This window comes from Candidatus Schekmanbacteria bacterium (assembly GCA_016219965.1).
Classification (GTDB): Bacteria; Schekmanbacteria; GWA2-38-11; order GWA2-38-11; family J061; genus JACRJM01.
This window is the reverse complement of record JACRJM010000012.1, coordinates 1-3,469: the sequence shown is the minus strand read 5'-3', so window position 1 is coordinate 3,469 and position 3,469 is coordinate 1. Positions and strand designations below refer to the sequence as shown.

5 protein-coding genes are annotated in these 3,469 nt (G+C 41.1%); all 5 read left to right on the top strand.

Going from position 1 to position 3,469, the window contains the following annotated elements:
- The coding region (locus HZA77_12700) for a hypothetical protein (protein MBI5376292.1) at window positions 1-241 on the top strand (241 nt) is incomplete at its 5' end.
- A 138-nt stretch (window positions 242-379) separates the two neighbouring features.
- The gene (locus tag HZA77_12695) at window positions 380-637 is read left to right on the top strand and encodes a UPF0175 family protein (protein MBI5376291.1); all 258 of its coding nucleotides are present in this window, start codon (window positions 380-382) and stop codon (window positions 635-637) included.
- Entirely contained in the window at window positions 634-1,125 is a 492-nt protein-coding gene (locus HZA77_12690) for a DUF3368 domain-containing protein (GenBank protein ID MBI5376290.1), read from the top strand. Before HZA77_12695 ends, HZA77_12690 begins: the two co-directional genes overlap by 4 nt.
- 269 nt (window positions 1,126-1,394) lie before the next feature.
- The gene (locus HZA77_12685; protein MBI5376289.1) at window positions 1,395-1,742 is read left to right on the top strand and encodes a hypothetical protein; all 348 of its coding nucleotides are present in this window, start codon (window positions 1,395-1,397) and stop codon (window positions 1,740-1,742) included.
- Between the two features lie 394 nt (window positions 1,743-2,136).
- Entirely contained in the window at window positions 2,137-3,198 is a 1,062-nt protein-coding gene (locus HZA77_12680; protein MBI5376288.1) for a DeoR family transcriptional regulator, read from the top strand.
- Window positions 3,199-3,469: the final 271 nt, after the last annotated feature.

Genomic DNA, 3,469 nt, shown 5'->3' with positions numbered 1-3,469 from the left:
TGAAACTAATACACCAGGCCATAATGACGTTAATGACCTGATCAAAACCGGCATAACATTTTTAGAAAAATTAGGGACTTCCCTTTCAGACGGCAAATCACTCCAGCCTCTCATATCCACTTTTGTTGAAAAAGACAAAGACACAGGAAAAACCTTCTTAAAAATACCCGTGCCTGATGAAGATATTATCAATAAGGCAGTGAGCATATTCAGCGGGCTACTGCAGGGGTTGAAAAAGTAAGTAACTCCTCCTGTTGCATATTATCCATACACCAAAAGATTTAAAGCACCAATCAAACAAGGAATTTTTTAATTTAGTGAAAACAAGATTGATAAAATATTTGTGGTGTGTTAATGATATAAGTGTAAGGAGGTACAGTTGAAAACATTAGCTATAAAATATCCTGAGTCAATCCTTGCGTTGCTCAACCTCAGTCCCGAGATGTTTGAGCAGGAGGCAAAGAACGCGCTTGCTGTGAAGCTCTACGAGATGGGTAGATTGACATCAGGGCAGGCAGCAGCCCTGATTGGCATATCACGTGTTGCTTTTCTCCTGAGTTGCTCACGCTATGGCGCTGCTACTGTTGATTGGGATAATGAGGAACTCGAAGCTGAGTTTGAGGATATGGAGTTATGATGGGACGCCTTTTGTCAAACACGGGACCTGTTATTGCCCTTGCCCTTATTGATCGCATAGACATCCTTCAAAAGCTCTTTCAGCAGGTTTCCATTCCCGAAGCCGTCCACAAAGAGCTGCTTGAAGGTGGCAGCTCCGGACATGGTCTGTCAGCGTACAATAAGGCGACTTGGATTCAGGTGTTGTCTTTATCAAGTGCCTTGGACCCTTTACTTCAAACAGTTCTGGATTACGGAGAGGCATCTGTTATTCAGCTCGCTCGTGAGATAAAAGCTGACTATGTTTTGATAGATGAACGGAAAGGGAGGAAGATCGCCCGTGAAATTTTTAGTCTTAAGGTAATCGGCACTGCGCGTATCCTTGTAGAGGCTAAGAGAACAGGTATCATTGACAGTGTCGGGGATGCTCTTAACCTAATGAGGGACAGCGGCTACCGTTTGCATGATAATATTATTCGCTACGCACTAAAGGAATCCAAGGAGCTTTAACAACAGGCTGCTCGTCACACTATACACTGCTCCTGCATACCCAGCAAAATGTTCTGACCAAAACCGGTATCTCTTTTTAAGAAAAGTTAAGCAATCCCCTTTCGGACGGCAAATCCCTCCAGCCTCTCATATCCTCCTTTGTTGGAAAAGACAAAGATACAGGGAATACATTTTTAAAAATACCTGTGCCTGATGAAGACATTATTAACAAGGCAGTGAGTATATTCAGCGGGTTACTGCAGGGGTTGAAAAAGTAGGAATGATTATAGGTGCTTCTGGCTTATGCAAAACATGATTTACCGGACGATTTTTTCGGGAGGGCAGAAGAGGCACGGCGGCTTAATACTATGAAGGAATCAATTTCTGAAGTTGCTTCAGCCTTAAAAACACTGAAGAGGCTTGAGGCCTGGTCCCCTGATGTAAAAGCAACTGATGAGTTTCTTGCTCCTCTGTTCGATAAGTATTTTGAAAAATTAGATTTACCGAACCTCCTAAAGAAATCCGATTATCATATACTCGCCAGCCTGGTTCCAAAAAATAAGATTGACCCTGAGATCATAGACAAACTTGATGCTATTGTTGAAACAGCTAAAAACGCAAAGCCAAGGGTGGATTGATATGGAAAAGAAAAAAAATGACTGAGGATAGGTAACGGAGTCCTTGATTATTGAATTAACATATAGCCCCACCAATGCCCTTACGTCAATTGTCAATGCCTGACACGCTTTACGCTCCTTACTTTTGTTGCTTCAGGTAAGAACAAAATATCCATTGACTCATAAATCTCATACTGCTATTCTGGCCTGGAAAGAACAAATTTCTATCACGTCTCCCCTGCCGTTTATCGCTGGGAATGAACAGAAGACCTAATCAGGCAAGAGATGAAAAAGAGGTTATTTTCTGATATTTATCAAAGGTAGAGATGACTCAAGGAGAGACAGAGATATTCAGAGTTTCATTAAGACCATCAGGGAATCATACATCTATAAACGCTTTACCAACCCGGATGGATTGAAGGCATATGTACTTAGCAGTCTTATATCTTATCTTGACGGTAAGGGAAAGTTAAGCAAGGTGCCTTTTGACGAGACAATATGCAGGGAGGCAGGGTATGAGAACATTGATGAAAGAGAGGTAAAGGACTTCCTAAGAAACAGGGCGATTAAGATCAAGGTTGACATACCAAAACTTCCTGTAAAAGATTTTCTTGTAAATACCTTAAAGGTGGTAAAGAGAGACGATGGCAAATTAATGCCTACCCATGCCGGGTTACTCTTCTTTGGTAAGGACCCATCTGAATATATCCCGCAAAATGAAATAAGGATTGCCAGATTCAGGGGTGTTACAAGAATAGAATTTATTGACTCAAAAGAGATAAAAGGGCCTTTCTATAAGATGCTTGATGATGTAGAGGCATTTTTCAAGAGGAATACACGATTGGCCGGCAAAATAGTAGAATTCAAGCGGGTTGATATACCGGAGTATCCCTATGAAGCAATAAGAGAAGCGGTTATCAATGCCATAGCCCACAGGGATTATACCCGCCACGGGGCGCCAATTATAATTTCTATCTTTGATGACAGGGTGGAGATTAGCAATCCCGGTGGTCTTCTGCCAGGTGTTAACATTCGAAGGATGGAAGGCCATCATATCACGAGAAACGAGATAATCTGTAGTATTTTTCACGAAACAAAAGACATGGAGAAATTCGGTACCGGCATTGGTAAGATGAAAAGGCTGATGATGGAACATGGCCTGACTAAACCTGAATTCTTAGAAGAGGGCGATTTTTTTGTGGTAAAATTTTATGGTCCAGGAGATAAGATTCTGGATTCAGTTTCGAGCATGCCAGAGGAGAGGCAAATAGATTTAAAAAAATTGGGGTTGAATAACAGGCAGATAGAAGCGCTGAGACTGATGGTGAATGAAAATATAAAGATAACTACAAAAGAATATTGCCAACGATTTAATGTTTCTCGGAATACTGCGTACTTGGATCTAAGTGAGCTGGTTAAGAAACATATGACCTTAGCAAAAGGACAAGGAAGGTCGATATATTATGTTGCCAAATAAACTCTATCGAGCGGATATTGAAAGAATCGAGCTATTATTCGAGCGATTGACAAACCGAGCGTTTAAGAAATATTTCGAGCGAAAAGTCGAGCGAATGTTGAGGTCTTTAATAGCTATTATCCCCTTGAAAAGGCGAACATCTGCTCACACCAAATGATAACCTTAACTCCCATAATTCCCCATAATTCCAATTGACACCAAAATCACTTCTTGCTATTTTACTCTGACGTTAGCAGTAAAGTGCTCCCCATTGTCAAGACAAAAAAATGGG